The sequence below is a fragment of the Scandinavium sp. M-37 genome (assembly GCF_043558715.1).
GTDB classification, from domain to species: Bacteria; Pseudomonadota; Gammaproteobacteria; order Enterobacterales; family Enterobacteriaceae; genus Scandinavium; species Scandinavium vulneris_A.
Genome location: NZ_JBIGIN010000012.1, coordinates 1 through 26,457, shown reverse-complemented (window position 1 = coordinate 26,457; position 26,457 = coordinate 1). Strand labels below are relative to the sequence as shown.

The window sequence follows — 26,457 nt, the reverse complement described above, 5'->3', positions numbered from 1 at the left end:
ATTAGTGCTTCTCTCCCTGACGGCATTTGCCGGTGGTAACGGTGGTGACCGTTTTGTAACTGTGGCGCGTCAATAGTCCTGTAGCCTTACGGGCGCGAAGAATGTCGATACTGCTGATAAACGGCGACTGCTCCATGACAGTGAATCCACTGCGGTCAGTGCGTATCAGTTCATATTCTTCAACCAGGAAATTGACGGCATCACACAGGGTAATACCGGCTTCGATATGGTCTAGGATCACGCTCTCATCGCTCAGGGGCGTATCGTTAAGTGTCAGGCCATAGTGCTGCTCCAGCAGATGGGCCAGCAGTAGTTGCCAGATTTCAACGGGTGACGGACTGGATTTATTCGCCCTAATCGGGTGTGATATTGAGGTTTGCATAATGTGTTCTCTGTGATGTGTGGCGGGGTATAAACGGAGGTTTACAGTGACGCAGATTGCTCAGGGTAAATGGCGACATAGACATAGCCGCAGGAGCCCAGCGTGTCGGCCTCGCAGGTCAGGCCATTGTGGTTCAGCGTAACGCAGTGTTGATGCCGTGGGTTGAGTTCGCCGGAAGCCAGCATCAGCTCAAGTTGTTTGAGTATCAGTGGAAACGCCTGGTCAAGCTGACGGGCTTCAGCGTCACTGAACTGACCGGCAATATCTGCGCGGTCGGCCAGGTAGTGCAACCTGTTGCCTTCCTGCACCAGGCGTGCACCAAACTGTGGAGTGACATTGCGCTTTAGCCCCCATTCGGGGACGGGCATATCGGTCGTGATTTTGGGGGCTGACATTTAATCAATCCTTAAAAGTTACGATGTGAAATTAATTGAGTGTGACGCTACGTAATACGACATACGGGCCGTTGCGGTCCTGTCGGCGTTCTGCAAAGACGGCCAGTACACCGCCGATATCCTGAACCTCCCGACCGGCGTAATGGCAGATGCTGCCGCTCCATTGATATTTTCCGCGACAGTAGCGAAACAACCGGGAACCAGGATGCTGTCGGTAAATTGCCATCGCCTGCCGTTTACTTATGATTTTCATGGAAAAGGTTTCCTTATAACCAGCCACGTTCAGCGAAGGACACTACCTCCATCCCACCAACGATCAGATGATCCAGCAGACGGATATCAACGAGCGTCAGTGCCTCTTTCAGTCGCTGTGTGATACGGCGGTCGATATCGCTGGGTTCGGCATAGCCGGAGGGATGATTGTGCGCCAGTATGGCGGCAGCGGCGTTGTGTCTGAGACCGGATTTCACCACTTCACGGGGATGTACCTGGGTACTGTTGATGGTGCCTTTAAACAGTGTTTCGTGAGCAACCAGGCGGTTCTGGTTGTCCATCCAGAGCACTGTAAACTCTTCACGTTCAAGTAACGTCATCTGCAGACGCAGCCAGTCACGCACAGTGCTGGTGGACGTAAAGGATGCTCCGGGTTCGCGCAATTGTTGCTCCAGAATATTTATGGCCCTGCGAATAGTACGTTGCGCACAGGGTGGCAATATTGCTGGATGCTGAGATACGGCTTCATGGTGGGGAAATAAATCAGGCTGCACAGTTGCTGGTGATAATTTGGCATGCATGGCTGGATCTCTTTTAATCAATAATGTGCATAATGGCGCGGCATTCAGCATGGCTGAGCGCATAGTCCCGCAAGCGATAATAATGCTCAGTCATCGCGTCAGACTCAGTACGGCAGGCGTGGTGGCTGTAGACCAGCAAACAAACCGCAATACCGGCAGCTACACTACTGAGTTCAGTACCATTACCGTTCATGCTGTTAAACAGTGTCCATTTCTCCTCGCCGTCGATTTCCGGAGCCATAAAGGCACCACCATTGTTGAGCGAGTAAAAGTTCCAGATACCGCCGATATAATCGGCACACAGGCGGTCCATCCAGGCAAAGATCCGGGGTTCAAGGGTTATCCACTGTGGGATACTGCCAAAGTACTGAGGCCAGAAACCCACACGCTGTTCATCGGCTATGGACGTTGCGGTAATACGGTTTGGCTCTGCAACCGGAGCGGTTTCAGCAGGAGTGAACAGTGGTATCAGGTTGTCGGTCATGGTCATTATCCTTTTGATTACAGATATAAAAAAGGCCACGCTTCCCGTAGGAAACATGGCCTGTTCAGTGGTGAGGTGCTGAACGTGAATCACCGGACGAGAATGAGCCGGTGATGACGTATTACCAGTTGTAGGTGAACTCGCCCTTACTGGTCTGTACGGTAAACTCAAGCGGTTTGCACTTCGTGAATCCGTCATTGCTGGGGGTCGTAAACGTCAGCGTCTGGCTGTACCCCAGGCGTTTATTGACGTTTTGTCCCCGCCCCGGATAAGAAATCAGGCAGTTACCCCGGTTCAGGGTGAAGGACTGAATAACGATATCATTATCAAGGCTGGTAATAGTCAGCTGCCAGACGGGCATATCGGGATTATTCATCAGATAAGCAGGCTGCGAATCTACCTGCACGACATCATCGTCATTACCGGCAAAAGCACTGACGCTGGCGGTCAACAAGGCCGCGCTAAGCAAGGCGTGAAACAGACAGCGGGCAGATGAAGCAAGGCTGCGACGCAAAGCGGTGTTCGGGGTCATTTTGATTTCCTTCATGAACAGATCCCTCCATCAGCGACTGACTGAAGGGGGGAATAATGTGGGTGTGTGGTATCAGGTGTTACTGGTGGAGTCCTGGGCTGGCTGTTCCTGCGAAGACACTGGCGGCGCAGCCTGTAACGGCGCTGATGGTGCAGCAGCACGTGCGCTGTGGATAATCTGGTGTTTCGCCTGTGCCTGCTGCATGTCATTGATGCAGTAGGTGATGTAAAAGACGTTGAACAGCACGGTGTAGAAGGCGTTCATTTTCAGGTCAAACTGGAAGGTGTTCAGCGCGTAATGGCGTAGCGCGGTACGGGCCCGGAAGGACCAGACAATCATCATTACCCCGGAGGCCACTGACAGCAGACCACCAAGCATCAGTAATACATTGCTGAATGCGGCATCGTCATAGACATCAGGTGATACCACGGACGATATCTGGTGGCTGAGCCCGAAGCAGACGGCCAGGGCAATAATGAAGGTCTTGCTACTGAACGGATAACCCGTGGTCTCGCTGATAATGTCCTGCTTTTTATACAGCCACATCAGCGGCCAGACTCCGCCAGTCACCAGACTGAGCAGAGCAAAGTGCAGCGTGGAGGTGTTGAGCTTTTTGCTGAGTGCAGAAATATCGTTCATGTGTATTTTCCTTAATGATGACGTTTGCGGATGGTAGGTGTGAGCCCCGTGGGACCGCATTCAGTGATGACAATCCACAGGCGTGACGGAATCCACGTGACCATCGTGTTGATTTTGAATGAATAAATCAGATGCTTATAACAGCCCTGTGGAGTTTATAACCACAGCCAGTGAAGGGATAATGAAGAAATTCGATCTGGTCGATCGATTAAATCGATCATGTTGATGCAAAAAATCTTATCGATATGAACGGATTTACATGCCGTAGTTGTTTTATCGTCGGTGTTATTTGCCGAAAAATTCGAGCATATTCTCTGCCATCACCCACAACGCGCGGTTAAGTTTCACATCTCCGTCAATCCCTTTTACGGCGCGGGTATGGCTTCGCCTGCCTTTCGCATTCCTGCCAGCAAGCCCTCCTTTGATTAAATTCTCCTGAATACGCTGATAAACCGTCCATAAATCATCGCTGTAGTCCTCATAGCGGCGTGGGGTCAGCAGCTGCGATACCGAGACTGGTTGATGTTCTTCGCCAAAGCGATAACGAAGCGCAGCATTCGCGATTGCCTGACGGGCTGGAACGGGAAGCGCCAGGGACTCCATCGCATCCCGCTTTTCTTCCACACGGTCAAAAATCCCCAACACCTCATAAGCACCTTCAATAACGTTTTCCACCACATTCCCCCGGTGTGGCACTTTCACTTCGCCAAACGACTGACCGCAAATCAAACCATTCTGGCAAACCGATCTAAAGAGCCCTGGCAACATCTGATACGAGCTGGAGCCGTCATGGCTGTTGAGCAGAATGATTTCCGGCACCTGTTTACCGGTGATTTGCCCGGCGCGACGAAGACGCAGCATATGCTTTGTGTGTTCGCGCTTGCTCTGGTCACGTACACGGGTCTGACAGGCGAAGAAAGGCTGGAACCCTTCGCGCTGAAGATTATCGAGCAGGGTAATAGTCGGGATGCAGGTGTAGCGGTCTGAACGAGATTCATGTTTATCTTCGCTGAAAACGCTGGGCACATAATGGGCCAGCTCTTCACGGGTTAATGGACGATCACGGCGAACAATATTCGCTGAACCAAAACGGGAAGCTAATCGCATGGGAGTTCCTTAATCGTTGGTTATAAAGCAAAACAGGCCGCGCTCCCGAAGGAGCACAGCCTGTCTGTTATTAATGAATGGGGTTAACTGCTGGTGTTTACGTTACTTTGGGGATACCGTCACTTTCGATAAATTTATTCAGCCACAAACCCGCATCGGATTCGAAGTTCCACGCTCGCCAGACCATCAAGCCATCCCGACGAACCACAAGACGAAAATGTGTCCCCTGATCGTCTTCAATGGCGACATTGTGATAAGCAGCTGCGACAGCTTCGGCCTGTTTTCGGGTAAAAGGACCTGGCGGCAATAAAATGTTTGGTGGTTTATTCATAAACTAATATCCCATAACAAAATAATGATTTCTTATTCATCATGGTTATGTAGATGTGAAGATAAATGTATATTAAAAATATCAGTTTTCAGGCTTCATTGATAAACCTAACTTTCAGTGTCTTTATTCTATGGTGATATTCAATCAACCTAACTGTCATAAGGTTTTTAATGTTTAATACGACCAGGTACATTGTCGGTTATAGTATTATTATAGTGCAACCATTCTTATTAAGAAGCTGTTATTTATAAGTTGATCAAAATGATCATACTGGAAATATATCATGCATGAGCTATTTATTTCATATAAAACCATAATCCATGAACTACATAACAATTGATTTTCTGTAATAACCATTAATCTGGTTATACACAAACGATAATCACGTAGAATATATAGAAAGCACCTCTACTTATGATTAAATTAATTCTTAATATATATATTATGTAATCCTAACTATCAAATTGACTTTTTAATAATCAGAGAGATATCTATATGAAAATTAAAGATCCTAAGAATATCATCAACACACGTTATGGAGAAGGTAGTCTTCACCAGCAGAACAGAATCAAACAAACAATACTGAAAGCACTTGGTAATCACTCAAGGATTAGCCTGATAAGACTGGATCTCCATTTCCCTGATGATGACATTCACTTCCTGATGGATTATGAAGTAATATCTCGTTTCTTTAAAGACGTAAAAGAACAAATACCTGCATACCTAAGAAAGAAACTTAAACAGATGGAATTAAATAAACCGGATAAGGCTGTACGGGTACATGATACTAAAGTGAGCTACTTCTGGGTAAGGGAATACGGTAAAGAGACATATTACATTGGACAGAAGGTACATTACCATATTGTATTATTGCTTAACTACAGTGCCTTTAATTCCATTAAGTTTACCAAAGGTGAAGTTGATTCGTTGTATACCGTGATTTCTGACTGTTGGTTGAAAGCTACAGAGGTGTTTAATGAAAAGTACAGAAAGCTTGTTCATGTTCCAGAGAATCCTGTTTATAGCTTTACCAGGAAGGATCTTGAGGAAAAAGGTATAGATGGTATTTATGACCCCTTGAAGGACAGACTGGACTATTTCATTAAATTCAAGAGCAAAGACTTTCATAATAACAGGCGTAGTTTTGGTTGTAGTCAGGGTTAGAATTATTTGCGGATACCGCTGTTTGCTAGTGAGGTATAAATCTGTATTTGAATATCTCAATATAAAGCGCAGGAGAGGCATTTAAATTCTATTGGATAAATGCCATCACCTTTATTGTTTAAATGGCTTAGAAAGCGTTACAGGACGTTTTAGAGGGTATATGGAATGATGATTCAGTGGTTAATAGTTTATTTTCAACGTTTAACCATAATTGGCAAGTTAGAAAGTATATTATGTAGATGACGTAACTTTCTTAAATAAGCAATTGAATGTTGAAAGTACCATATGAATATTTGATGGAGAGTTTATTATGACAACTTATTCTGTGATGACTGCATTCGGTGAAGGTGATGAATACCGACAGAACAGAATCAAAGAAGTGACTGAAGTGACTGAAGTGACTGAAGTGGTTTTAACAGAAAATAACACAGTGACGTCGGCTTGGCTTAAATAAATTTTTGTTAAAGTTAAAAAATAATAACTCATGGGATTACCAGAGGCATAGTTTTATCAGTAGACAGAATTGGTAATTTTTATTTTAATACCAATTAGAGGAGGTGAGATGAACAATAGGATAAAGAGTGTTAACCATTTAGATAAGTCTGAAGACCAAGAAAGTGAAGATGCCATTACTCAAGTTAATGTAGTGAGGGAAATATTTATTTTTTTTCGTTGACTTGTTTTTAATTACTTTGGCCTGAATGCCTTAAATATATTTTGGCGCGTGCGATAAATAATCGTAACGTATAAATTGTTTATCTATCCATTTGACATAACTCAGATTTAGATTTGCGTCATTAATTATGTGGATACGGATCCCATCAGTTTTCAACTATCGGATATTAGTTGTTATGACGCTATAATCTAAAGTAATATTTTCTGAGCCTGCTTGACGATATATAAAACCCATCAATTCTGTGATTGATTAATGGCATTATGGTAATGTATTATACCACCTTTGAATGTAAAAGGTGGTGGTTATGTGTGACGACTATTATAGCCGTGAAGAAATAATGAAATGCATAGAGGAAGGTGGCAAAGGTACTAAAGAATTATCTGCTCAACTTTATGATGCAGATCTTGAACAACATAAAAAGAATGAAGCAGCACGGCAACAAAAGTTAGTTATATCACCTCAATTTCCAGTTAATCACAATTGGAGCACACCGCAACTAATTTCCGTGCATAACAATCAAGTTATTGGCGGTATTCAAAATATACAAAATGAGTCTTTAGCAACAGAATTTAGTAGGGGAAATGATTACCCTTACAAATTATTTCCACCTGTAGTTGAAGACGCGATCCTATTCTTACATAAAAAATACAATCTTCCTCCTGAGATTTCTGGCAATATGATTCTCAGTGCTGCATCCATTGCATGTCAACCATTATTTGAGGTGGCAGTAAATGCAGATGATAATCCGGAGACATGTTCTCTTTATCTCATGACCATTGTTCGTAGTGGCGGCGGGAAAAGTCTTGCGTTTGAAAAAATAATGAAACCTTTTTTGGATAAGTATTCCACATCTAATGCAATATATAACGAAGAGGTCGAAAAATATACTGCAAGAAAAGATTTATGGTCAGAGACTACAAAAGAAATAAATAAAGAATATCGAAAGCTAAAACGAAGCGATCCTAAGAGGAAAGAGCTTGAAGATGAGCGTATACAACATCAAAAAGAAGAGCCTTTGCCGCCGAAGCATCTGTTTAACGTATATGCTGATATCACTCCAGCAGGTTTGAAAGATGGTCTTTCAGTGTCAGTTCACGCTGCAATTTTAACTGATGAAGGTGATGTGTTTTTAGATGGGTATGCAAAAAATAGTGTTGGTATATATAACCTTCTCTGGGATGGTGCAGAGCTACCTCATAAACGAAGTAATAGCAAACACATTGCTATTACAGCGCCTCTAACTATCAGTATATCAGTTCAAAACCCAATATTTGAAGATTACCTTGAAAAAAACAAACGCAAGGCTACTGGAAGCGGTTATTTACCTCGCTTTTTATTCGTATACAATGAACGGAATGATGAAGGGATATCCGAAAACAGTGACGTTGCAGATGATGGTAGCATGGCTTCTTTGCTTGAAGCTTTATCTTTATTAGTAAATCGACAGAATGAAAAATACAATGATCTTTATGAGAATAACTCTGTTGATGATAACGATTCAAATATGAATTTAAAACGAGAATTAATATTATTCCCTCCTAATCAAACTGGCAATGATTTTTTACGTAAAAAAATCAATGAATTTAATCAAAAAACAAGACCTGGTGGTGAATGGGAGCATATACATTCATCAGTGTTAAAGGCAAGGGAACAAATAATCCGTCTCAGCGGGATTTTACACTGCTTATTTCTCGCATCGAAAAATGAGATTGCGAACACAAAATCTTCAATAGATATCAGTAGTATCGAGTCAGTGTCTAAAATTATTGAGTGGTATTTAGATGAAGCTGCAAGATTATTACGTAAAAATCAAAAATCTAAACCAACCCCTGAAGATGATGCATTGAGAACACTTGAAACCATGTTGGAAAAATATCAAATATTTAACAACTTTTTCCCTAGAAAATACCTTCTGCAAAATGGTGCGAATCAGCGATTACGAAATGCAGCCACACTAGACACTGCATTAGATATTCTTAAAGCAAAAAGACTCATTGAAGAAAAAATTATCCCACACCCTTCGAATAATAGAAAAGGTCACTATTACTATCTTACCGACTCTGTATACGCTATCTGGCAGTTCTGTGGTGGACATATTCCATGTGTAATAAATAAATGCCGCGAGATAATACTTCATGGTAGGAGTTCAATGTAACAGCGTCCAGCATGGTAACTCAACTGGCATTGACAGCTGAGATGATGGGACCGGCACACGCGCTCGTCGTGGCTAACATGCACTCTTTCACGATACAGCTATGACATATGTGGCGATAACCGAAACAGCCTGCACTCACAGTGTCTGCTCAGTGATGCATCTGGACAGATACGCATCAGTAATCGACGCTGTGCTTCATAGCGACAGGTCGATAGGAATGCAGGCACGATGTTGCGGAAGACCGATTACATCACACCAATACCATAGCTTCCTACCTCTGGTCTGTCGTCAGAACCTTCGACTCAGAGCCACCTGAAGCACCTCATTATCCAGCAAAGCTCTTCGGCGAGCAGCCAGCCTCTTGAGCTAAAACAATTTGTCTCTTTCAATGCTAGTGCTAACCAGTGCTAATTAGCACTGGTTAGCACAATGTATTTATTAAAACCATCGTTTAGGGAGGAACTTAGTCCATGTAATCGCTATACAAAATCGACGAATAGTTATCGCTTAATGCAACTGATAATGAGAATTGTTTTAAATATTTATTCTACTGCAGAAACGATTATATGTACGGAAGTAGAAAGTTAAGTTTTGGTCTTTTTAATCAAATGCCTATGTAAACTCTTCCGCCCTTCCAAAACCAGTTTTTCTCTTAACATAACCCAGAAGCAACAACGCGATGCCTGTCAAAAGGCAGGATTACTGCTGTCTGTTGTCCGGGTCAGGAGTTTGCATTGAAGAAAATCATCAGAAGAGTTCGTTTTACAGCCAATCGTTACCGCTGGATATGTGACCAGTGTCGGCGACGATATTGCGGCGAAAAGCCATGTCCGTTCTGTTATCAACATACAAATCATGGATAAAAGGACTGCCATGTATCAATAGCTTCTCTACCTTGGTTTGCTAAAGATATCTTTGTTCAGTGTACCCAATATTCCATTTTGCTTGAATGAATCAAGGGCGACTGATTTTTGGTTGAAAGACATATCTTTAAATACTGCCATCCACCTTCCCTGCTGCTCTTCATCCGATACCTGCTTTTCTTCTTCACCAGTAATCAACCAAGCGAGCGAGCAGCCAGTGTATGCGGAGATCTTCAAAACTTTGTCGATCCCCGGATAGGTTGGTTTCTCCATGTCCTTCGATGGCTTTATATACTTATTGATAGTGGATGTGCTGATACCACATGACTTGGCGAACGAGCTGACAGAGTCGTTACCGATGAGATGCCTTAAACGGTTACCAAAATTCTCGATGCCGATGAGCGGTTCTTTGCTGCTGCCAAAATTCGTAGCCATTGAATGCCCCTGAAATTATAGTATTTAAATTAACACAGTGAAAACCCTATGGTATTCACTCAGTGATTAAAGTAAATCTTAAAGTAACGGTTTTTAGGATGATTTACGGATGAATTGGTCATAAATATTTTTATTTAATCATTATTTGATGCTTTAATGTTAATGCGGTGATTGTAATTGACCTTTTGGTGTTCTGTGAGCGAGTGCCATGAGTGTCTTCCTTCACCACCAAAGTCGATGGATATTACGCTTGATAGGGACTAACAGGTTCTGATGCCCGGTTCCTTCGGTTATACTTTTGTTCCTATGAAATCGACGACACAACAACAATCGGCAGAACAAACCGTTACCGATCTCGCTCATCTGTCCTGGTGTGCGCTGATGGCGCTTCATCTTGCATGGCAGGATGGGCAGGCATTATCCCCACTGAGCACACATACCTTTTTGTTGCGCTGGTTAGCTGCTGCACAAAAGCAACGCCGGTTCCCTAAATCGGTTGCCGGGGATATCGACACGTTGCTGGCCTTAGGTCGTAAGAAAGGCCCCGGAGCATGCCTTCATGTGCGGTTTGGTGATTTGTTTGACACCTGTTCTCAACTTACGGCTCAACAGTCGGCTTTGCATCGCCTGACATATGCCATTGAAAAACTTAAAACGATGGGGTGGATCAATGCAGTGGTGGGGGATGAGGAATGGTGTAGTGATGCTCTGGTAGTTGAATACAAAAACATACCGGCGCTACTGGTGAAGCAGACAGATCTCCAGCATCACTTTTCGGAGAAAGGGAGATTAACGTCCACTGTCGATATGATGGCCGTTGGCGACGCTGACAACGTGACTGGTGTTTTCAGCGAATACGGGCTGGATGTATCCGTTCGACAGCATCATCCGGACTGGCATCTGCTAACGCTGCATTCTGACCAGATAAAGCAGAAACGAAACTGATATATCTCGGTAAAGCATTCACTGCGCAAATGAATATGTATGCCCTGTCGAATGCAATTTATTTGAAATCACTTTATCTAATATTAAACAACACATTCTCCCGTCCCTGATATCAGTACTCTCTGACTACTCACTCCGCGCCATTAACATTTTGTATCAATTATTCGGATTACTCCTGTTTTTGGCTGATCTATTTTTCACCCGTTACTGAATAAACCTTAACCAGAACAGGGACATTGTTCATTGCTTTCTTCCAGCAAAATCACGACGACAGATCCGGCCCACTTTATTGATGCCCTGTTTCAGGACACCTTTTTATTTGTTATGGCGGTTCGTCACGACAAGCAGCTGGTGCGCGATGAGGCTTTTTACCGCCGTGGCTGTGTACTGGTGGAGGAGCTGAAAGCACGCCTGACAGCAATGAAGGCACCAGACGACCTGATTAGCCACGTGCAGTATGCTCAGTGTGGGGTGATAGATTACACCGTCTTTGACTCGGCAACAGACAATGAAAATGCTGTGTGGTGGCGGGCTCCACTCGAAGGCGCATATCTTGGCACCCTTCGCGCCGGGGAAGTTATTCCGGACAATCTGCGCAGGTTACTGCGCGAGCCTGCCCCGGATATGCGGCTGCTTGTGCTGTATCAGCGTATTTATGCGCTGGGCTATGGTCACAATCTCCCCGGCTACGCCGATGAACGCCGCCAGGCCGTTGAGTCGCTCGACGCTCTGGTACCTGCCCCGGAATTACCGCCATCTTCCCCCGTCATTGTCGAACACCGGCCCGGTGTGCGCCGGGGGCTGCTGCGCTCCCGTCTGTTTCATGTGGCACTGCTGGGCGTGATGGTGGCGGGGCTGTACTGTGGCCTCAGTTATTCCCTGCATCATTTTCTGCTGGCCTCTCTTTCTGGCTGAGCCACGTTTTCACACAATGCCCGGCAGGCTGATGGTGTGGCGTACCGGGTTACAGAACATGACCTGATGCGCCCCGGTTTACGGCGAGGGGCGGTAGCGTGCCGCTGACTCAGGTCTTTGCTGAACACAGGGACTTTCTGCCATGACCTCACTGCCGCCCGTACTGAATACTGTCACCCTGAACCGTTATCACCTGCAGGTGAAGGGCGGTAATATCCCGCTGGATGTGGAATCCTTCAGCGCCCGTGAAGCGCTGAGCGAGTGCTACCGCTACGATATTGTGCTCACCAGTACTAACCAGGATATCGACCCTGCGCTGATGCTGATGAAGGATGTCACCTTTATCATGCAGACCCTGCCGGAAACCAGCCTTCGCATCAGCACGCAGCCGGAGGTGCAGCGTTCGGTACACGGTGTTATCACCCATTTCTCCCGCCTCTCGTCTTCCCGCGATGAAGCCACCTATTCCCTGACCTTCCGTCCGCGACTGACGCTGCTGGGCAACGCACGCCGTACCGCTATCTACCAGAACCAGTCGGTGCCGGATGTGGTGGAGCAAATACTTCGTAACAACCACAACTGGCCGGGCTGGCTGTTTGAGTTTCGTCTGAGCGGCAGCTATCCGAAGCGCGAACTGATTACCCAGTTTATGCAGACGGACCTGGAGTTCATTGAATGCCTGCTCTCGGAAGTGGGGATTGGTTATCGCTTTGCGATGGACCCGGAGATAAAGCATGAGGTGGTGACCTTCACCGATAGCGGACGTGACTGGCAGCACGGGGTGAAAATCCCGGCGGTCAATCCGTCAGGCACAAATGACAGCCGTAAAGAGTCGGTCTGGCACCTGAAGGCGTATCACCGGGTGGTGGAACGCTCCGCCTCGCACAAGGACTATAACTACCGCAGTGCCGGAGAGCCGCTGACCACTCAGGCAGATATCACCCACGACGACGATAAAACCACCTACGGCGATGACCATCAGTACGCGGAAGGGTATCTGGCATCGGGTGAGAGATATCAGGGACAAAAAACGACAGCGGAAACGGGAGAGTTTTACTCCCGCCTGCGTCATGAGCGGGCGCTGAATAACCAGCATCTGCTGAGTCTCGACAGTAATGCCACCATCATTGCCCCCGGCCAGGTACTGGAGCCCCAGGGAAGCCATGTGCCGTCGGCGTTTGCTGACGGGATGCTGATTACCTCCATCACCAGCGGTGCCTCCCGCGGTTCGCATTACCAGCTCCATGCTGAGGGCATGGCCTGGCGTGACCAGCTGAACTGGCGACCGGCGCTGAAAGCCCGTCCGCGTATTACCGTGCCGTTACCGGCCCGCATCACCAGTCTGACCGCCAGCGATACCTACAGCCATATCGACAAAACGGGCCGCTACCGGGTTCAGTTTGACTTCGACCAGGCCGACTGGAAGGCCGGTTACGAGAGCCCGTGGCTGCGTCTGGCCCGTGCCTATGCCGGGGATGATTACGGTCTTCACCTGCCGCTGCTGGCCGGAACCGAAGTGTCGGTGATGTTCGACGGCGGACACCCGGACAAACCGTTTATTGCCTTCTCCTTGCATGATTCACAACACGCTGACCCGGTTACCGCAGAGAACTACAAACGTAACATCCTGCGCACCCCGGCTGAGAACGAACTGCGTCTGCAGGATGAACGGCAGAAAGAGCATATCCACCTCTCCACGCCGCATGTGAAAAGTGAGCTGAACCTTGGCTACAACGTGCTGGATGACAACCCGAAAGAGCTGCGTGGTGAAGGGGCCGAACTGCGCACCGACGGCCACGGCGTATTACGAGCGGCGAAAGGGGTGTTCATCACGGCTGATGCCCAGCCACAGGCGCAGGGCAAACTGCTGGAGATGGAGCCTGCCATCCGTGAACTGGAAGCGGCCCGTCAGGAAGCGGCCAGTCTGCGCACCGCTGCCGAGCAGGCGAAAGCGGAACTCGCCGATGTGCAGAAACAAACCAGCCTGCTGAATGACACCCTGAAAGACCTGCAGCAGCAGGCTCTCTTACTCTCCGCCCCTTCCGGCATCGCCCAGGTCACACCGGCCAGTCTTCAGCTTGCCGCCGGTCAGAACCTGATAGCCACCACCGGACAGGATGCGGATTTCAGTATCGCCAAAGCCTTCCGTGTGGCGGTAGGCAGTACGCTGAGCCTGTTTGCCAAAATGGCAGGCATCAAACTCTATGCCGCCGCCGGAAAAGTGGATATTCAGGCACAAAGCGATGCGCTGGATTTACTCGCACAAAAAGACCTGCAGATAACCAGCCAGGACGGCAAAGTGAAGATTTCAGCCAAAACCGAACTGCTGCTGGAATGTGGCGGGGCGTGGATACAACTCAAGGACGGCAATATCATTGAGGGCGGCTCCGGCAACGTCACCATCAAATGCGGCACTCTGGAAAAACTCGGCCCGGCCTCCGTGCAGGGGGCAATTACACTGCCGAAACACTGTCCCTCAATGGTTGACGCGGCCACCCGCCAGGGCGGCGGCGGTGTGCTGTAAGGAGCATCAGCATGAATAACATTCAATATGACTACAGTTCGCAGGCTGCTGAACGCCAGGCTGACGCGCTGTATAACGCCGTGATACAGCTACAGAAGGACACCGGACACCCTCTCTATTTATTGTTCGATCCGGTGCTGCGTCTGGATGATATCAACAGCCCGCTTATCCAGACGCTGGTCAGTCGTCAGCCCGCGCCTGTGCCGCTGCCGCACCACAGTCTGAGCGAGCCGGACTCCCCCTGGCTGGTGGCGCTCGATATCAGCCAGGAAGACGACCGGACGTTGCTTCGCCAGACCACAGTAACCGCACTGGAAGAGCTGCCCCCGGACAATATTGAACAAAACCTGGGACGGTCAATCTGCGGCTGGCTCACCAGCCCGGCAGAGCGTGGAGACCTGATAAAACAACTCGGTCATACCGCCATTCAGCGGACAGGTATCAATCAGCATATCCTGATGCGCTATTACGATCCGGCAGTGCATAACCTGCTGTGGCCGTTGCTGAGTGAACTTCAGCAACGCCGGATGGGGGGATTACTCTCCGGCTGGCTGTTTCCGGATGGTGACGGTCAGGCCGTGGTACGACGCTTTCAGCCCGCCCCCATGCTGTATTCCACACATTCGCTGGGACTGGATACGGAGCAGTGTGATTTTATCCTCAACACCTGTGGTATTACCAATCTCGCACTGCGTCGTTATCGTCAGGCAAACTCAGGTGAAGCCCGGTATACAGAGCAGGCGGCTGCATCACATATTCTGCATGGGCTGGCCCGTCTGGCAGGCCACCTTGCATTACAGCACACCGCAGACAGGGAACGTTTTGCATTCCTGTTACTCCAGTGGCACCCACAGATTGACCAGCATCCTTCTGTTGTTGATCTGCTTGATAACCACACATTCAGCGATGACGTACCCTGGACTGCGCGCACCCTGAATATTTCGCCTGAAACCTGGCGACGTTACGCCACGGAACTGACAGCCTCACAGACGATGGAGAATGACACATGACCGCTGAATGCTCTGTATGCCTCAATACCGGCCCGGTACTGATGCCGGTGCGCTACGCCATCGTCCCGGACCGAATCAGCCAGACGCTTCCTGGCTGGGCAGCACCCGCCACGCCATTCCCCGCGTTAAGTGGTTACCACTATGCCCTGCGCAGCATGCGCCAGGGGTTTATCTATGTCTATTACGACACCGGCGCAAAAGATTTGCTGGACTGGGAAGTCTGGTGCGTTGATGAAAACGGTGACCTGTACAAGAAACCCGCAGTCCTCGGCGCTAAGCCGGTGTTTAATCCGCTCCCCTGTGGCCGTCCCGTTCATCAGGCAACCAATCTTGAGCATATGGCGCTCAGCGAGAATGCGCTGAAGTATGAAACCTGGGTGGCGTTCTCCCATGCGCCGTGGACAAAGCAAACCCTCGAACTTTACACCCGTGATACGGCAGCCCGTTCACAGCGAATGCAGAATATTCAGCCTCCGGAATGGAATGTGTCGGGGGGAACCTTTGACAACGGGCTGAACAGGGTCAGCGAAGAGGTGCTGAACAGCGTGCTGGATTACCGCCCCAACCTGACCGGCAGCCCGACGTATCCACTGCGTGACAGTGATAATCCCTTCTACCAGGTGAGTTATATCGAAGATGACGGGTATCACTTCTTTGACGAAAGCATCCGGCCACATACCACCTTTCATCCCTGGGTCAGAAGCCGAAGGCTGGAAGGGGCTGCATCACGTTCCGTGAAGGCGATGCAGAGCCGGAGCCTGGGACCGGGAGGTAAACCGGTTTACCCGCTGATAATGGCACTGAAAGATCCGGTGGGGATAACCCACGAACTGACCAGCTGGAGCGATGGCCTTGCGCTGGCGCACCAGTGCTATCTGGATGAACTGACGGTGGAATTTGCGACCTGGCGCAACATCAACGGGATCAGAAACCAGGTGCAGCAGGCACTGTCAGCACAACAGGCCCAACATGCCAGTGCTCATGATGAGCAGGATCTGCAGTTACTGTACCGGAGCATGGGCAGTGCCGGATATTCACGTGAGCAAATCAGTCAGTTTCATGAAGAGGGGACCCTGTGGGCCAATCAGCAGGGGGTAGCTTATGAGTGGCATAAGTATGACAAAAAGCTGAACCACGCGAAGCTGGATCAGTTTACCCGTACCTATGAGAAGCTATGCCTGGCGCTCGATACGCAGTTGACTCAGCTGGTGGAATTGCGTCTGGCATGGCTGCAGGATAAGCATTTTCTTCAGTGCCTGGACGATCACTACACGAACGTTCCGGAAGATAACCTGAACTACCGGGAGATAGTGGGCTATGCCATCTCCGCCATTAACGTCGTGCCAGCAGGGCGGCAGAAAATTCAGGCGTGGGTGAAGGAATACAGCGCGACAAACAACAGTAACCTGTTCTGGCGCAGGCAGTTTTTCAACAACCCTGATGTGATAAGCGAGACGACGCCTGTTCTGACTCAGCTAAGCCAGGACGCCAACACCGAAGATCGTCCGGCCACTGATGTTGAAAAACCGGCGATCCTGGTGGCGTTTAAAAGCTTTGTTGGCTATCTGGGTAAATACAACGATGCCTGTGATCGCGCCCTGGAAGCACTGGAAAGAGATGAGAAAAAAGCCGTCGTATCCGGCACCCGTAAACTGATGGCGAAAATGGATACCGGACTGACTACGTTCACCACCGAGGTCTTCAACAAAAGTCTGCTGGGAAATCGTCTGGACTCATTCAGCAACCTTATCTACAAAACCCTGTTTGCCCGCGATGCCGGGATCGCAATGTATGACATTGAAGAAGATATCGAGCGGCAAATGGCGACGGGGCCGAATGGTGCATGGGCCCGCCGTCGGGCAATGTGGGATAAACGAATAAAAATTCGTGATGAAACAATAACAAAATACCAGACTGAACTCAGTACGAAACAGCTGGCAGAAAGGACAAAACCGATCCTGGCTCCGCGCATTAAACTGCTGGGAACCATTCTCAGTGTCTGGGAGCTGTATAGCCAGTCCAAAGAAATCATCAAAGAAGGTGAAGGCTCGGCCAGTGACATCATGTCCGTTGGGCTATTTGCGGCCAGTTTTGGGATACAAACGGCTATACCTGCTTTAAAAATCATAGAGAAAGCATCAGAAGAAGTTAACCCACTGGTGCGTGATCGGGTTGGAAAAAAACTTACGGCGTGGGCTATACGGGCAAACGCCTACGGCAGTATTGCTGCTGGTTTGATGGTGATCAGTGATTTTGGAGCATTAGGAGAGAGCTTTACGAAGGACGGTTCTGTCCACTGGACAGGGGTAGGGCTTTCTGCTGTTAAGATAGTGTCTGACGGTGCATACACCATTCAGAGCAGCGAAGAACTATTGAAGTTACTGGGCAAGAAGACAATACAACAACTTATCGTAGATATCGCGGGAACTTCATCAGGCCCAATTCTCAGAGGCATCAGTTTTTTTGCCAGTTGGCAGGTCATGACGTTGATAATTCTCACTCAGGTAGCTATTGCCGTGTTTTCTGACGATGAGTTGCAGAACTGGTGCGAGAAATGTGTATTCGGTACAAATCCCAGCATCGGCAATACAGAGACAATACCAGCAAGTAAACGACTAGACCTAACCCTGGAGCAAGAAGACCAGCTGGTGAAAGCGCTGCATGAGACGTTAGGTCTGCCACTAACAGAGCGCGTTAAGCAGCAAGAAGAAACAGAAAAGCTTAACCAGCTAAAAGCCGAAAACCGTGTTTTTCAGCATGTACATAACTAGGGTCGGTTATTAACAATGAATGCTAATACGAAAATGTCTCCACAAGAATGGCTGGATTGGCAGTTAAGAGACTTTAACGGTTACAAAGATCTTGATGAGCTACAGTCCTGTTTACTTTCCAGTCATGCAAAAATAGAAGCGGCCAGACTGAATATACAGAAATATACATCACCCGAATTTGCGGGAATGTATAACAGAGAAGATATTCAGCGTAATGAGGATAGGATTGAATGGGCGCTTGAATTAAAAACGCTCATCGAAAAAGAAATCGCTGATTTCCCTCCATTACCAGTACTCCCTCCACCAGGACCACTTGAAAAGATATCGGGAGTGGTTGAAGAAGTGACATTGACTAAAGCGATGGCCTGCTTTGACGCTGAAGCGTATAGCACCATGAAAGATGAACTGGAGCGTAAACGCAATCGGGATAACGCAGGTGCTGCGATTGCCATGGCTGCACAAACGTTGTCTGGCACTGCGCCACATGCGCTGATTAATGATGGCAAAGCGAACAAGCTGAAATGTCTCTACATTAAAGGGAAGGTCAACGGGAAATTATTCTCAGGGTGGCTTGGGATGACGAATATCCGATCTGGGGATTTTGCAGAAATGGCCGTTGTGCCATCTGGTGACGGTTATTTAACATATGCCGTTGCTAATCCCGAGCTGAGAACTATATCACTCACGCCTAAATGTGACATGGGTTACAACACAATCAGTTTAAAGCAAGGAATGGTCATTTGGCTTTCGTTTGGGGCAGTGTTTTATGCAATCGGCCTTGCTGCTGCACCCTCAAATTGGATAATAACCACGGTCCTCTACATTGCGATGAGTTTTCTGATGTCACATTTCATCATGTGGCGCTTACGTAAGGAAAACAGATACATCATGCGACTCTACGATGAGACTTGCGATGTTTTTATGATTCCTGAATACAAAAAAACGGGATTCAGAGGTTACTCCAAAAAGAAAGCAAAAGAAGTCAAACTGGCAAATGGAACACCCCGAAGCGAAAACGTCATCATGCCAAATCAGAATGTGAATTATGTCTACGAATATTTCTTCTACTACTAAGGCTTGCCACTAACAGTGGCGTGTTAAGCGGCAAGAAGAAAATGAAAAGCTTAACCAGCTAAAAGCCGAAATACTTTTACTATATGGAGCAGTGCCAAAGCCTGTTTTTTTATCGAGTTAACGGTATTGTTTTTATATGACTTACGGATTTTTTAGCATCAATATGTTCTCTGCAGATAAATGTCAACGACTTTATCACTAATGTAGTCATTGTAAATTATTTGTAGCATCATCCCAAAGAGTATTAGTTATATATGAACGTCCTATATTGGTCTGGGCCTGGTTTTTTGTTTTTTTATATCTGTGTCGTTATATGTGCTTTTTTTATGACCGGTAAGTTGTTCCGTAAACGAGAGAATCAATCATCTCCACCACTTCAGTTAAACGGCGATCTGGATGTTTTATTTATTTCCTGGCTTAAATCCAGGGATAAGGGGGTATTGGAGTTGATCGCCGGTCTATTGATTGAGCGCGGTTTTCTGGAGGATACGGGAGATGGACAGTTAATCAGAACCGACAAAGTTAAGTCTGCAGATGATGGATTTTCAGAATATGAAGAGAAAATTTTGATGCATTATTCCACATCCAACTCACTGTTATCATCAACGAATTTAATTACACCACTGACGAAAGGTTATTATGAATTGGCAGTGCGCAAACATATGATCCTGACTGAAAAGCAACTGTCTTCGCGCAGAAGAATTGCTGCATGTGGTGTTACATTCATGCTTTTGTTAGGCGCAGCAAAACTGTATGTTGCATTATCTACTGGTCACCACAATGTCGTTTATTTAGTCCTGTGCATGATATTTTCCTGCGTTATCTATTATTTTGTATTTATATCTTCATCCAGAGGGATGGTTAACTCCAGATATGGCAAGGATTACATAGACCGACTTATTCTTCCGTTAAGTGAAGAGGTAAAACCAGAAATAAAGATGCTGGTTTGTATTTTGGTAGGGCAATCAATAATTTCCTCAACTGTAAGTTCTGCTTCCGATAGCTATATAAATAGTAGCAGTGATGTCGGAGGGGGAAGTTCTTGTGGGGGGAGTGGTTGTGGTGGATGCGGAGGAGATTAATGATGTCCTTCACGATGGAGAGTTTTCATCAACCCTCCCGGTTAGCTATTCAGTGGCATATTACGGATAAATGTAATTTACACTGCCAGCATTGCTATCAGACATCATGGCGAGGTGGAAATGTTCCACTCAAGTCATTAATTCACACAGCAGATAAGCTTCTGGGATTTTACCAGCAGTTGTCACGAGACAGGCATCTTCCCTTTCTGCTGACAATAACTGGCGGAGAACCGTTTACCCAACCGAATTTTCTTGAATTACTTCAGTATCTTGACAGGCATCCAATTCGTCCTTCTATTGCCATTCTGACAAATGGTAGTTTGATTACAGCCGAAAAAGCAAAAAAATTGGCCCAGTTGAATATTTCATTTATTCAGATGAGTGTTGAGGGGGCGGAGAAAACTCACAATGTAATTAGAGGGCGTGATAATCTAAAAAAAGTAATCAAGGCTACCCAGGTATTACGTAAAGAGAATATCAGGGTATTATGGTCTTTCACCGCACATCAAAAAAATGCTTCACAGTTTGAGGTTGTAGCCACTCTGGCTAAAAAACATAATGTGAGTCGTATATGGGCAGACAGAATGATCCCGTCCCGTGATGCCATGCCTGATGTATTGAATAAAGAACAGACGCAGCAGTTTTTTGAAAATATGTTGTTAACGAAAATAAAATTGTCAAAAAAAACGATAATAAAAAGAATAATGCATAAGTTGTGCAACCATCAGGATACAGAAGTTGCCATGCTCCGGGCGCTACAATTTAAAGCGAGTGGTGAAACACCTTATCATTGTCATGCTGGTGACAGTTTCCTCACTGTAATGCCTGACGGTACGGTATATCCTTGCCGTCGATTACCAATAAGTGTTGGGAATTTACATACACTGCCATTGATGAAAATTTACCAACAGTCGCCTTTCCTTAATGAGTTACGTGATTTCATCGCCCCACAAGCATGCCGGAAATGCGCGTTTATGAATGGCTGTAAGGGGGGGCTCCGATGTTTGTCTTTTGCAACGAGTGGAGATCCTTTCGGAGCAGATCCAGGATGCCATGAAGCTATGTCAGATAGTTAATTAATTCGTTATAACATTACACCCTCCATATTAAAAGGGAATAGATATGCCAAAAGCCAATATTCTTCTCGGCGATAAACTCACCAGCGGTGGCTCTGTTATTTCAGCCACATCAACCGTAAAAATTAACGGTGTAGTAGCTGCGCGGCTTAACGATATTGTCAGTTGCCCCCTGGAAGGCCACGGTATTAACCGGATCGTGGGGGGAGAGCCTGGGTTTACCTCAGAGAAGATTGAGCTGGCTTTCGATAATGCGCTCTGTGCCTGCGGCTGTCGGGTGATCGCCAGTACCACTGAATCCATACTGGGGTAGTTGCCAATGTCATGGGATATTCCTCAATCCTTTCCGGTTAGCTCTCCGCCACCACCGCGCTGGTCGCTGTGGTGGCGGGGGCTCTCATTATGCTGTTTTTTGCTGGTGCTGGCTGGAGCCGCGCTCTGGTTCTTGCTGCATGACAGCCGGGTGTTACTGTGGACTCTGGTCAGCGTAACGGGCTGCATTGGGCTGTTTGCTCTGCTGGGAGGCTGGATGCTGTTTCGTTCCGGAGTGGACGGTGAACATGCTCAGGGGCTGATGGAGTACAACCGTCTTCAGGAATATCAATGGCAGCGCTGGGCGCAACAGTCCGTTCCGGTTGTGGCCTGGTATTCATTGTTTCCCACCGGTGTGTTGACTACCGGGAGTGAAAACGAAGCTGTAAGTTCTGATATCCCGCTGATGTTGCCCCACTATCCTGGCGACAGCTGGCTGATGGAAGAGATCATTATGGCGTTGCTGCCGGAGTTACAGAGTGTCATTCGCCAGTTGGCCCTGGAAGTCTGTTTGCCGGAAGGCGCGGATCATACGCAGTGGCGACAGTTTGTCGCCTGCTGGCAACAGGCCGGATTACCCGTCAACCGACTGATTGCACCTGCGACGGGTGTTTCAGCCTATGCGGTGACGCTGGGACACTGGCTGGAAGAGCCCGCTACCGATCGGGCACGGCTGGTTATCGTGAAGCACTGGACAGGCGTGGGGGAATATACCGAAGGTGTGGTGGCCTGGTTGCTGGCACCACAGGTGGAGCAGCACGGCCTCCCTGTGCGTTGTTCATTGCATCGGCCAGATGCTCTGGAGCAGGGTGATGAAACGTCTGGTTTTTCGCAGTTTCTGCATTATCAGCCCCTGACAACACAGATGGCCGGATTCTGGACAGATCGGGCAAGCAAGGCGCAGGCCGACTCACTAGTAATCGCTCACAGTCAGCGGCTGGAAAAAGTTCCTGATGCTGAAAGTGATGCCGTTGATACGCCCTCTGCAGTGCTTCCCCCATCCATGCCCGGTCAGTACTGGCTACCACACTGGCTGGGACAGAGCGGGCCCTGTGCTGACTGGTTTGCTGTCACTTTAATGATGGCGATGGCTGAGCACAGCGGCGGCGTACAGTGTGCCCTTTTATCCTCAGATGCAACCGGCCCCTCTTTACCTACATGGATTTTAGCCAGCGTCAGTGCAGGAGCGATTGTGAATGATTAGCAGTTTTCGCCGTATTTCCGGTTTTACCCTTGTTATCCTGCTGCTCAGTGCGCTGGCGGCACTGATACTGTGGTGGGCAGGCTCCCGCTGGCATCTGACGACCCAGCAGCAATTCCTGTACTGGTTGGTGATCACAGCTGTAATTACCGGTCTGATGGCGGCTGTCCGGATATACCGACAAAGAGAGCCGGTGACGCCTGATACGACCGAAAATAACGTCAGAAAGAACAGGCTGAATGAAAGCGAGCCTGCCTTTATTCAGGATATCCGCAATTACCTGAAACACCATTACGGAAGGGGATGGAAACGCAAAGTACGCTTTGTGGTGGTTACCGGACATCATCGCGTGGCACAGGAAGTCATTCCCGGTTTGCCGGACAGTGAATGGCTGGAAGCCAACGGCGTGGTGGCGGTCTGGGGTGGTAATCTCACCTCTGGCGCAGAAAGTGCGCGTCTGACGGCACTACGCAAGCTTAAACGCCGTGCGGTCAGTGCCATTGTGCTGGCTTATGATGCAGGCCTGCGCCAGGCGATGCAGACCGACACTATTGCCCGTCAGCTAACGGAACGCTACAAAAAACTGGGCTGGCAAGTGCCACTGTACCTGTGGGAAGTGCAGCGCTATGCCTGGGCCCAGGACGGGCGTGTCACCCAGCCTGTGGGGACTTTGCTACCGGCACACAGTACGCCGGAAGAACTGGTGGCCTCACTCATGGACCTGCCTGCCCGTCTGATGACTCCGGGGATTCAGCAAGGGGTGACAGACTCCCGTTTCGCCTTTCTGCTCCAGCTTGCCGCGCAGCTGCGCGAGGGGGCGGCGGCTCATTTCCACCGCCTGAGCCTGCCGCTGCTCACCGGGCCGTATGCCGTCCCGCTGCGTGGGGTGATGTTTTCCCCACCGGTTGTGGCGAAAGAGGCGGATGCACAGCGCTGGCTGCCGGATAACAGCTGGCAGACCCTGCTTGATGACTTACCTTCATTACACATTGCCCGTGCCGGTTTCAGTCCGGAGCGGCTGCTTTACCGTCTGGTCGTGGCGCTACTGCTGGTGGCCTGTGGCGGTCTGCTGCTCTCGACATACGTAAACCATCGGGCTATCAGTGAGTCAGAACAGCTTGTTCATGCCGCCGATAATCCGAAGCTTGCCGGTGATAAACGGATGATGGCCGTGAGCCAGCTGCAGCAAAAAATCGACCAGCTGGATTACCGCCAGCAGCACGGCGTGCCGTGGTACAGCCGGATGGGGCTCAGCCAGAATGATGCCCAGCTTAATCTACTGTGGCCTGCCTATGCCCGTATCGCGCTGCCGTCGCTGCGTGACGGGGCGGCGAAACGGCTCGCGCAGGCACTGAGCGACTGGAACAGCCTGCCGGTGAATGACCCGCAGCGCAGTGCCAGAAGTAAGGACGCTTATAACTGGCTCAAAGCGTATCTGATGCTGACCCGTCCACAGAAAATGGAAGCAGACTTCTTTTCGAAAACCATCCTCAGTATCTGGTCGCGTCACGAAGGGATAAGCCCCGGTCTGTGGCAGTTTGAAGGCAGCAGACAGCTTACCTTCCTGGCACAGCACATGCCGGACCATCCACAGTGGGCGCTGAAACCGGATATGGCGCTGGTCTCCGCCAGCCGCACCGCACTGCTGCGTACCATTGGCATGCGTAATGGCGAAGCGGCCCTGTACCAGAAGGTGCTGGCGCAGGTTGCCCACAACTACGCGGACCTTAGCCTGACCGACATGACCCGTGATACCGATGCGTCCCGGTTATTCACCACCAGTGAAGTTGTGCCGGGGATGTTCACCCGTCAGGCGTGGCAGGAAGCGGTGAAACCCGCCATTGAGAAAGTGGCAAACCAGCGTCGCGAAGAGATTGACTGGGTACTGAGCGACAGCAAACACCCGGTCAGCCAGGATTATTCCCCGCAGACCCTGCAGGCACATCTGACCCAGCGTTACTTCAATGACTACGCCGGGGCGTGGCTGGATTTCCTCAACAGTCTGCGCTGGCAGAGAGCCGCCACGCTCTCGGATGCAATTGACCAACTGACCCTGCTGGCCGATGTACGCCAGTCCCCGCTGGTGGCGCTGATGAACACCCTGAACATTCAGGGGCGTACCGGGCAACAGCAGGAAGCCCTGAGCGACTCGCTGGTCAAATCCGCCAGAAACCTGCTGAACAGTGACCCGCAGAAGGCTATTGACCAGAACAGCGGTCCGCACGGCCCGATGGATGACACCTTTGTCCCGGTGCTGAACCTGATAAACAACAAGGGCGACAGTAACAACAGCCTCAGTCTGCAGACCTTTCTCACCCGCGTGACCCGCGTGCGTCTCAAACTCCAGCAGGTTACCGGGGCCGCAGACCCGCAGGCAATGATGCAGGCACTCGCCGAAACCGTGTTCCGGGGCAAATCGGTGGATATCACCGACACCCGCGATTACGGCAGCCTGGTGGCCGCCAGCCTCGGTCAGGAATGGAGCGGCTTTGGGCAGGCCCTCTTCGTGCAGCCAATGGTACAGGCGTGGCAGCAGGTGCTCTCGCCCACCGCGTCCAGCATCAACAGCCAGTGGCAGCAGACCATTGTCGGAGACTGGGCGCATGACTTTAACGACCGCTGGCCGTTCTCTCCGAATAAGCAGAGCGATGCCTCATTACCGTTGCTGTCACAGTACCTGCGCAGCGATACCGGGCGTATCACACAGTTTGTAAAAGAGAACCTCAACGGCGTACTGCGCAAGCAGGGGCGGACCTGGGTGCCTGACGCGATTGCCGCACAGGGGCTGCATTTTAACCCGGCGTTTCTCACCGCCCTGAACCAGTTAAGTGCGCTGGCGGATGTGGCCTTTACCGGTGGCGATGCCAGTATCCACTTTGTACTGATGGGCAAACCAGGCCGCGATGTGATGCAGACCACTCTGTTACTCGACCAGCAGACACTCGATTACCACAACCAGCAGGAGCAGTGGCAGAACTTCTCCTGGCCGGACAGCCAGTGGAAGCCGCGCACGACACTCACATGGACCACCACCTCAACCGGGGAACGCATCTATGCCGACTATCCGGGCAGCTGGGGACTGATTCGTCTGCTGGACAGGGCGCGAGTGACTGCCGTGGATAACAGCACCTGGCGGGTCAGCTGGAAAACGAAAGATGGCTACAGCCTTAACTACATGATGCGTACCGAATCCGGTAACGGGCCGCTGGCATTACTGGCGCTTAAAGGGTTCAGGTTACCGCAGCAGGTGTTTGTTGAATAAGCAATAATACCTTCGTCAGATCAATAGACGTGATGTTAAAAGAGGTTTGTATGACGATAGCTGAAGTCTCTCAATGGCTGGGTGTTGCAGGCGGGGTGGTGACACTATTTTCAGGGATAGCGGTATTTATATATACCCGATGGAAATATGCCCAGGATCGCCAGTTCTCTTCTGTGAACGATGAAAAGCGAAACGATGTATTCAAAAAGATAGGTGAATTGCAGGCAGACCTTACATTGTAGTGGCACACTGAATTTGGCCACCTGAATAGAGGTGATATCATCACCTCACAGAAAAAACAGGTGACATTATGACCGGACGTAACAGA

25 protein-coding genes are annotated in these 26,457 nt (G+C 48.9%); 15 read left to right on the top strand and 10 right to left on the bottom strand.

Annotation, left to right across the window (positions count from 1 at the left end; genetic code table 11):
• Position 1: 1 nt before the first annotated feature.
• From ACG0Z5_RS10605 to ACG0Z5_RS10565, 9 genes are all read right to left on the bottom strand, one after another.
• Positions 2-382 carry a TA system toxin CbtA family protein gene (locus ACG0Z5_RS10605; protein ID WP_394447149.1) on the bottom strand — a complete coding sequence of 127 codons (381 nt, stop codon included), beginning with the start codon at positions 380-382 and terminating at the stop codon, positions 2-4.
• Positions 383-423: 41 nt separating this feature from the next.
• Complete coding sequence (locus ACG0Z5_RS10600) at positions 424-777, bottom strand: type IV toxin-antitoxin system YeeU family antitoxin (RefSeq protein ID WP_394447147.1); 354 nt, start codon at positions 775-777, stop codon at positions 424-426.
• A 31-nt stretch (positions 778-808) separates the two neighbouring features.
• A complete protein-coding gene (locus tag ACG0Z5_RS10595) occupies positions 809-1,030 on the bottom strand; it encodes a DUF987 domain-containing protein (RefSeq protein ID WP_394447145.1) in 222 nt (73 codons plus the stop codon).
• Positions 1,031-1,043: 13 nt separating this feature from the next.
• Positions 1,044-1,571, bottom strand: coding sequence for a RadC family protein (gene radC, locus ACG0Z5_RS10590; protein ID WP_394447143.1), 528 nt, complete (start codon positions 1,569-1,571; stop codon positions 1,044-1,046).
• Positions 1,572-1,584: 13 nt separating this feature from the next.
• On the bottom strand, positions 1,585-2,055 hold the full coding sequence (locus ACG0Z5_RS10585) for an antirestriction protein (RefSeq protein ID WP_394447141.1): 471 nt from the start codon (positions 2,053-2,055) through the stop codon (positions 1,585-1,587).
• A 121-nt stretch (positions 2,056-2,176) separates the two neighbouring features.
• Entirely contained in the window at positions 2,177-2,602 is a 426-nt protein-coding gene (locus ACG0Z5_RS10580) for a hypothetical protein (RefSeq protein ID WP_394447139.1), read from the bottom strand.
• 57 nt (positions 2,603-2,659) lie between these two features.
• Complete coding sequence (locus ACG0Z5_RS10575; RefSeq protein ID WP_394447137.1) at positions 2,660-3,226, bottom strand: DUF4234 domain-containing protein; 567 nt, start codon at positions 3,224-3,226, stop codon at positions 2,660-2,662.
• Between the two features lie 285 nt (positions 3,227-3,511).
• On the bottom strand, positions 3,512-4,333 hold the full coding sequence (locus tag ACG0Z5_RS10570) for a DUF932 domain-containing protein (protein ID WP_394447135.1): 822 nt from the start codon (positions 4,331-4,333) through the stop codon (positions 3,512-3,514).
• A gap of 97 nt (positions 4,334-4,430) precedes the next feature.
• Positions 4,431-4,664: a DUF905 domain-containing protein gene (locus ACG0Z5_RS10565; protein ID WP_394447133.1), complete on the bottom strand. Its 234-nt coding sequence runs from the start codon at positions 4,662-4,664 to the stop codon at positions 4,431-4,433.
• Between the two features lie 495 nt (positions 4,665-5,159).
• On the opposite strand from ACG0Z5_RS10565, the gene ACG0Z5_RS10560 reads away from it, so the two are divergent.
• The 3 genes from ACG0Z5_RS10560 to ACG0Z5_RS10550 all read left to right on the top strand — a co-directional run bounded on the left by ACG0Z5_RS10560 (position 5,160) and on the right by ACG0Z5_RS10550 (position 8,659).
• A complete protein-coding gene (locus ACG0Z5_RS10560; protein WP_394447131.1) occupies positions 5,160-5,828 on the top strand; it encodes an inovirus Gp2 family protein in 669 nt (222 codons plus the stop codon).
• 310 nt (positions 5,829-6,138) lie between these two features.
• Positions 6,139-6,282 carry a hypothetical protein gene (locus ACG0Z5_RS10555; RefSeq protein ID WP_394447129.1) on the top strand — a complete coding sequence of 48 codons (144 nt, stop codon included), beginning with the start codon at positions 6,139-6,141 and terminating at the stop codon, positions 6,280-6,282.
• Positions 6,283-6,808: 526 nt separating this feature from the next.
• Complete coding sequence (locus ACG0Z5_RS10550) at positions 6,809-8,659, top strand: DUF3987 domain-containing protein (RefSeq protein WP_394447127.1); 1,851 nt, start codon at positions 6,809-6,811, stop codon at positions 8,657-8,659.
• Between the two features lie 890 nt (positions 8,660-9,549).
• Here ACG0Z5_RS10550 and ACG0Z5_RS10545 read toward each other — a convergent pair.
• The gene (locus tag ACG0Z5_RS10545; protein ID WP_394447125.1) at positions 9,550-9,957 is read right to left on the bottom strand and encodes a helix-turn-helix domain-containing protein; all 408 of its coding nucleotides are present in this window, start codon (positions 9,955-9,957) and stop codon (positions 9,550-9,552) included.
• A gap of 273 nt (positions 9,958-10,230) precedes the next feature.
• Here ACG0Z5_RS10545 and ACG0Z5_RS10540 point away from each other — a divergent pair, with 273 nt between their 5' ends.
• The 12 genes from ACG0Z5_RS10540 to ACG0Z5_RS10485 all read left to right on the top strand — a co-directional run bounded on the left by ACG0Z5_RS10540 (position 10,231) and on the right by ACG0Z5_RS10485 (position 26,371).
• Positions 10,231-10,902 carry a DUF2913 family protein gene (locus ACG0Z5_RS10540; RefSeq protein ID WP_394447123.1) on the top strand — a complete coding sequence of 224 codons (672 nt, stop codon included), beginning with the start codon at positions 10,231-10,233 and terminating at the stop codon, positions 10,900-10,902.
• 243 nt (positions 10,903-11,145) lie between these two features.
• A complete protein-coding gene (locus tag ACG0Z5_RS10535; RefSeq protein ID WP_394447121.1) occupies positions 11,146-11,817 on the top strand; it encodes a DotU family type IV/VI secretion system protein in 672 nt (223 codons plus the stop codon).
• A gap of 142 nt (positions 11,818-11,959) precedes the next feature.
• Complete coding sequence (locus ACG0Z5_RS10530) at positions 11,960-14,341, top strand: type VI secretion system Vgr family protein (protein WP_394447119.1); 2,382 nt, start codon at positions 11,960-11,962, stop codon at positions 14,339-14,341.
• 11 nt (positions 14,342-14,352) lie between these two features.
• The gene (locus ACG0Z5_RS10525) at positions 14,353-15,351 is read left to right on the top strand and encodes a DUF4123 domain-containing protein (RefSeq protein WP_394447117.1); all 999 of its coding nucleotides are present in this window, start codon (positions 14,353-14,355) and stop codon (positions 15,349-15,351) included.
• Positions 15,348-18,122: a T6SS effector BTH_I2691 family protein gene (locus ACG0Z5_RS10520; RefSeq protein WP_394447115.1), complete on the top strand. Its 2,775-nt coding sequence runs from the start codon at positions 15,348-15,350 to the stop codon at positions 18,120-18,122. The genes ACG0Z5_RS10525 and ACG0Z5_RS10520 overlap by 4 nt, the downstream gene beginning before the upstream one ends.
• Before the next feature lie 15 nt (positions 18,123-18,137).
• Positions 18,138-19,196, top strand: a complete 1,059-nt coding sequence (locus tag ACG0Z5_RS10515) for a putative type VI secretion system effector (RefSeq protein ID WP_394447113.1) — start codon at positions 18,138-18,140, stop codon at positions 19,194-19,196.
• Positions 19,197-19,450: 254 nt separating this feature from the next.
• The gene (locus ACG0Z5_RS10510; RefSeq protein WP_394447111.1) at positions 19,451-20,278 is read left to right on the top strand and encodes a TIGR04222 domain-containing membrane protein; all 828 of its coding nucleotides are present in this window, start codon (positions 19,451-19,453) and stop codon (positions 20,276-20,278) included.
• Complete coding sequence (locus tag ACG0Z5_RS10505; protein WP_394447109.1) at positions 20,278-21,354, top strand: radical SAM protein; 1,077 nt, start codon at positions 20,278-20,280, stop codon at positions 21,352-21,354. The genes ACG0Z5_RS10510 and ACG0Z5_RS10505 overlap by 1 nt, the downstream gene beginning before the upstream one ends.
• A 46-nt stretch (positions 21,355-21,400) precedes the next feature.
• Complete coding sequence (locus tag ACG0Z5_RS10500) at positions 21,401-21,667, top strand: PAAR domain-containing protein (RefSeq protein ID WP_394447107.1); 267 nt, start codon at positions 21,401-21,403, stop codon at positions 21,665-21,667.
• 6 nt (positions 21,668-21,673) lie between these two features.
• Positions 21,674-22,870: a hypothetical protein gene (locus tag ACG0Z5_RS10495; protein ID WP_394447105.1), complete on the top strand. Its 1,197-nt coding sequence runs from the start codon at positions 21,674-21,676 to the stop codon at positions 22,868-22,870.
• A complete protein-coding gene (locus tag ACG0Z5_RS10490; RefSeq protein ID WP_394447104.1) occupies positions 22,863-26,129 on the top strand; it encodes an ImcF-related family protein in 3,267 nt (1,088 codons plus the stop codon). The genes ACG0Z5_RS10495 and ACG0Z5_RS10490 overlap by 8 nt, the downstream gene beginning before the upstream one ends.
• A 50-nt stretch (positions 26,130-26,179) precedes the next feature.
• Complete coding sequence (locus ACG0Z5_RS10485; protein ID WP_394447102.1) at positions 26,180-26,371, top strand: hypothetical protein; 192 nt, start codon at positions 26,180-26,182, stop codon at positions 26,369-26,371.
• Positions 26,372-26,457 lie beyond the last annotated feature (86 nt).

Bases quoted from the DNA above. Each gene is read 5' to 3' on its own strand.
- ACG0Z5_RS10605 (WP_394447149.1), bottom strand. From the start codon at position 382: ATGCAAACCTCAATATCACACCCGATTAGGGCGAATAAATCCAGTCCG.
- ACG0Z5_RS10600 (WP_394447147.1), bottom strand. From the start codon at position 777: ATGTCAGCCCCCAAAATCACGACCGATATGCCCGTCCCCGAATGGGGG.
- ACG0Z5_RS10595 (WP_394447145.1), bottom strand. From the start codon at position 1,030: ATGAAAATCATAAGTAAACGGCAGGCGATGGCAATTTACCGACAGCAT.
- radC (WP_394447143.1), bottom strand. From the start codon at position 1,571: ATGCATGCCAAATTATCACCAGCAACTGTGCAGCCTGATTTATTTCCC.
- ACG0Z5_RS10585 (WP_394447141.1), bottom strand. From the start codon at position 2,055: ATGACCGACAACCTGATACCACTGTTCACTCCTGCTGAAACCGCTCCG.
- ACG0Z5_RS10580 (WP_394447139.1), bottom strand. From the start codon at position 2,602: ATGAAGGAAATCAAAATGACCCCGAACACCGCTTTGCGTCGCAGCCTT.
- ACG0Z5_RS10575 (WP_394447137.1), bottom strand. From the start codon at position 3,226: ATGAACGATATTTCTGCACTCAGCAAAAAGCTCAACACCTCCACGCTG.
- ACG0Z5_RS10570 (WP_394447135.1), bottom strand. From the start codon at position 4,333: ATGCGATTAGCTTCCCGTTTTGGTTCAGCGAATATTGTTCGCCGTGAT.
- ACG0Z5_RS10565 (WP_394447133.1), bottom strand. From the start codon at position 4,664: ATGAATAAACCACCAAACATTTTATTGCCGCCAGGTCCTTTTACCCGA.
- ACG0Z5_RS10560 (WP_394447131.1), top strand. From the start codon at position 5,160: ATGAAAATTAAAGATCCTAAGAATATCATCAACACACGTTATGGAGAA.
- ACG0Z5_RS10555 (WP_394447129.1), top strand. From the start codon at position 6,139: ATGACAACTTATTCTGTGATGACTGCATTCGGTGAAGGTGATGAATAC.
- ACG0Z5_RS10550 (WP_394447127.1), top strand. From the start codon at position 6,809: ATGTGTGACGACTATTATAGCCGTGAAGAAATAATGAAATGCATAGAG.
- ACG0Z5_RS10545 (WP_394447125.1), bottom strand. From the start codon at position 9,957: ATGGCTACGAATTTTGGCAGCAGCAAAGAACCGCTCATCGGCATCGAG.
- ACG0Z5_RS10540 (WP_394447123.1), top strand. From the start codon at position 10,231: ATGCCCGGTTCCTTCGGTTATACTTTTGTTCCTATGAAATCGACGACA.
- ACG0Z5_RS10530 (WP_394447119.1), top strand. From the start codon at position 11,960: ATGACCTCACTGCCGCCCGTACTGAATACTGTCACCCTGAACCGTTAT.
- ACG0Z5_RS10525 (WP_394447117.1), top strand. From the start codon at position 14,353: ATGAATAACATTCAATATGACTACAGTTCGCAGGCTGCTGAACGCCAG.
- ACG0Z5_RS10520 (WP_394447115.1), top strand. From the start codon at position 15,348: ATGACCGCTGAATGCTCTGTATGCCTCAATACCGGCCCGGTACTGATG.
- ACG0Z5_RS10515 (WP_394447113.1), top strand. From the start codon at position 18,138: ATGAATGCTAATACGAAAATGTCTCCACAAGAATGGCTGGATTGGCAG.
- ACG0Z5_RS10510 (WP_394447111.1), top strand. From the start codon at position 19,451: ATGAACGTCCTATATTGGTCTGGGCCTGGTTTTTTGTTTTTTTATATC.
- ACG0Z5_RS10505 (WP_394447109.1), top strand. From the start codon at position 20,278: ATGATGTCCTTCACGATGGAGAGTTTTCATCAACCCTCCCGGTTAGCT.
- ACG0Z5_RS10500 (WP_394447107.1), top strand. From the start codon at position 21,401: ATGCCAAAAGCCAATATTCTTCTCGGCGATAAACTCACCAGCGGTGGC.
- ACG0Z5_RS10495 (WP_394447105.1), top strand. From the start codon at position 21,674: ATGTCATGGGATATTCCTCAATCCTTTCCGGTTAGCTCTCCGCCACCA.
- ACG0Z5_RS10490 (WP_394447104.1), top strand. From the start codon at position 22,863: ATGATTAGCAGTTTTCGCCGTATTTCCGGTTTTACCCTTGTTATCCTG.
- ACG0Z5_RS10485 (WP_394447102.1), top strand. From the start codon at position 26,180: ATGACGATAGCTGAAGTCTCTCAATGGCTGGGTGTTGCAGGCGGGGTG.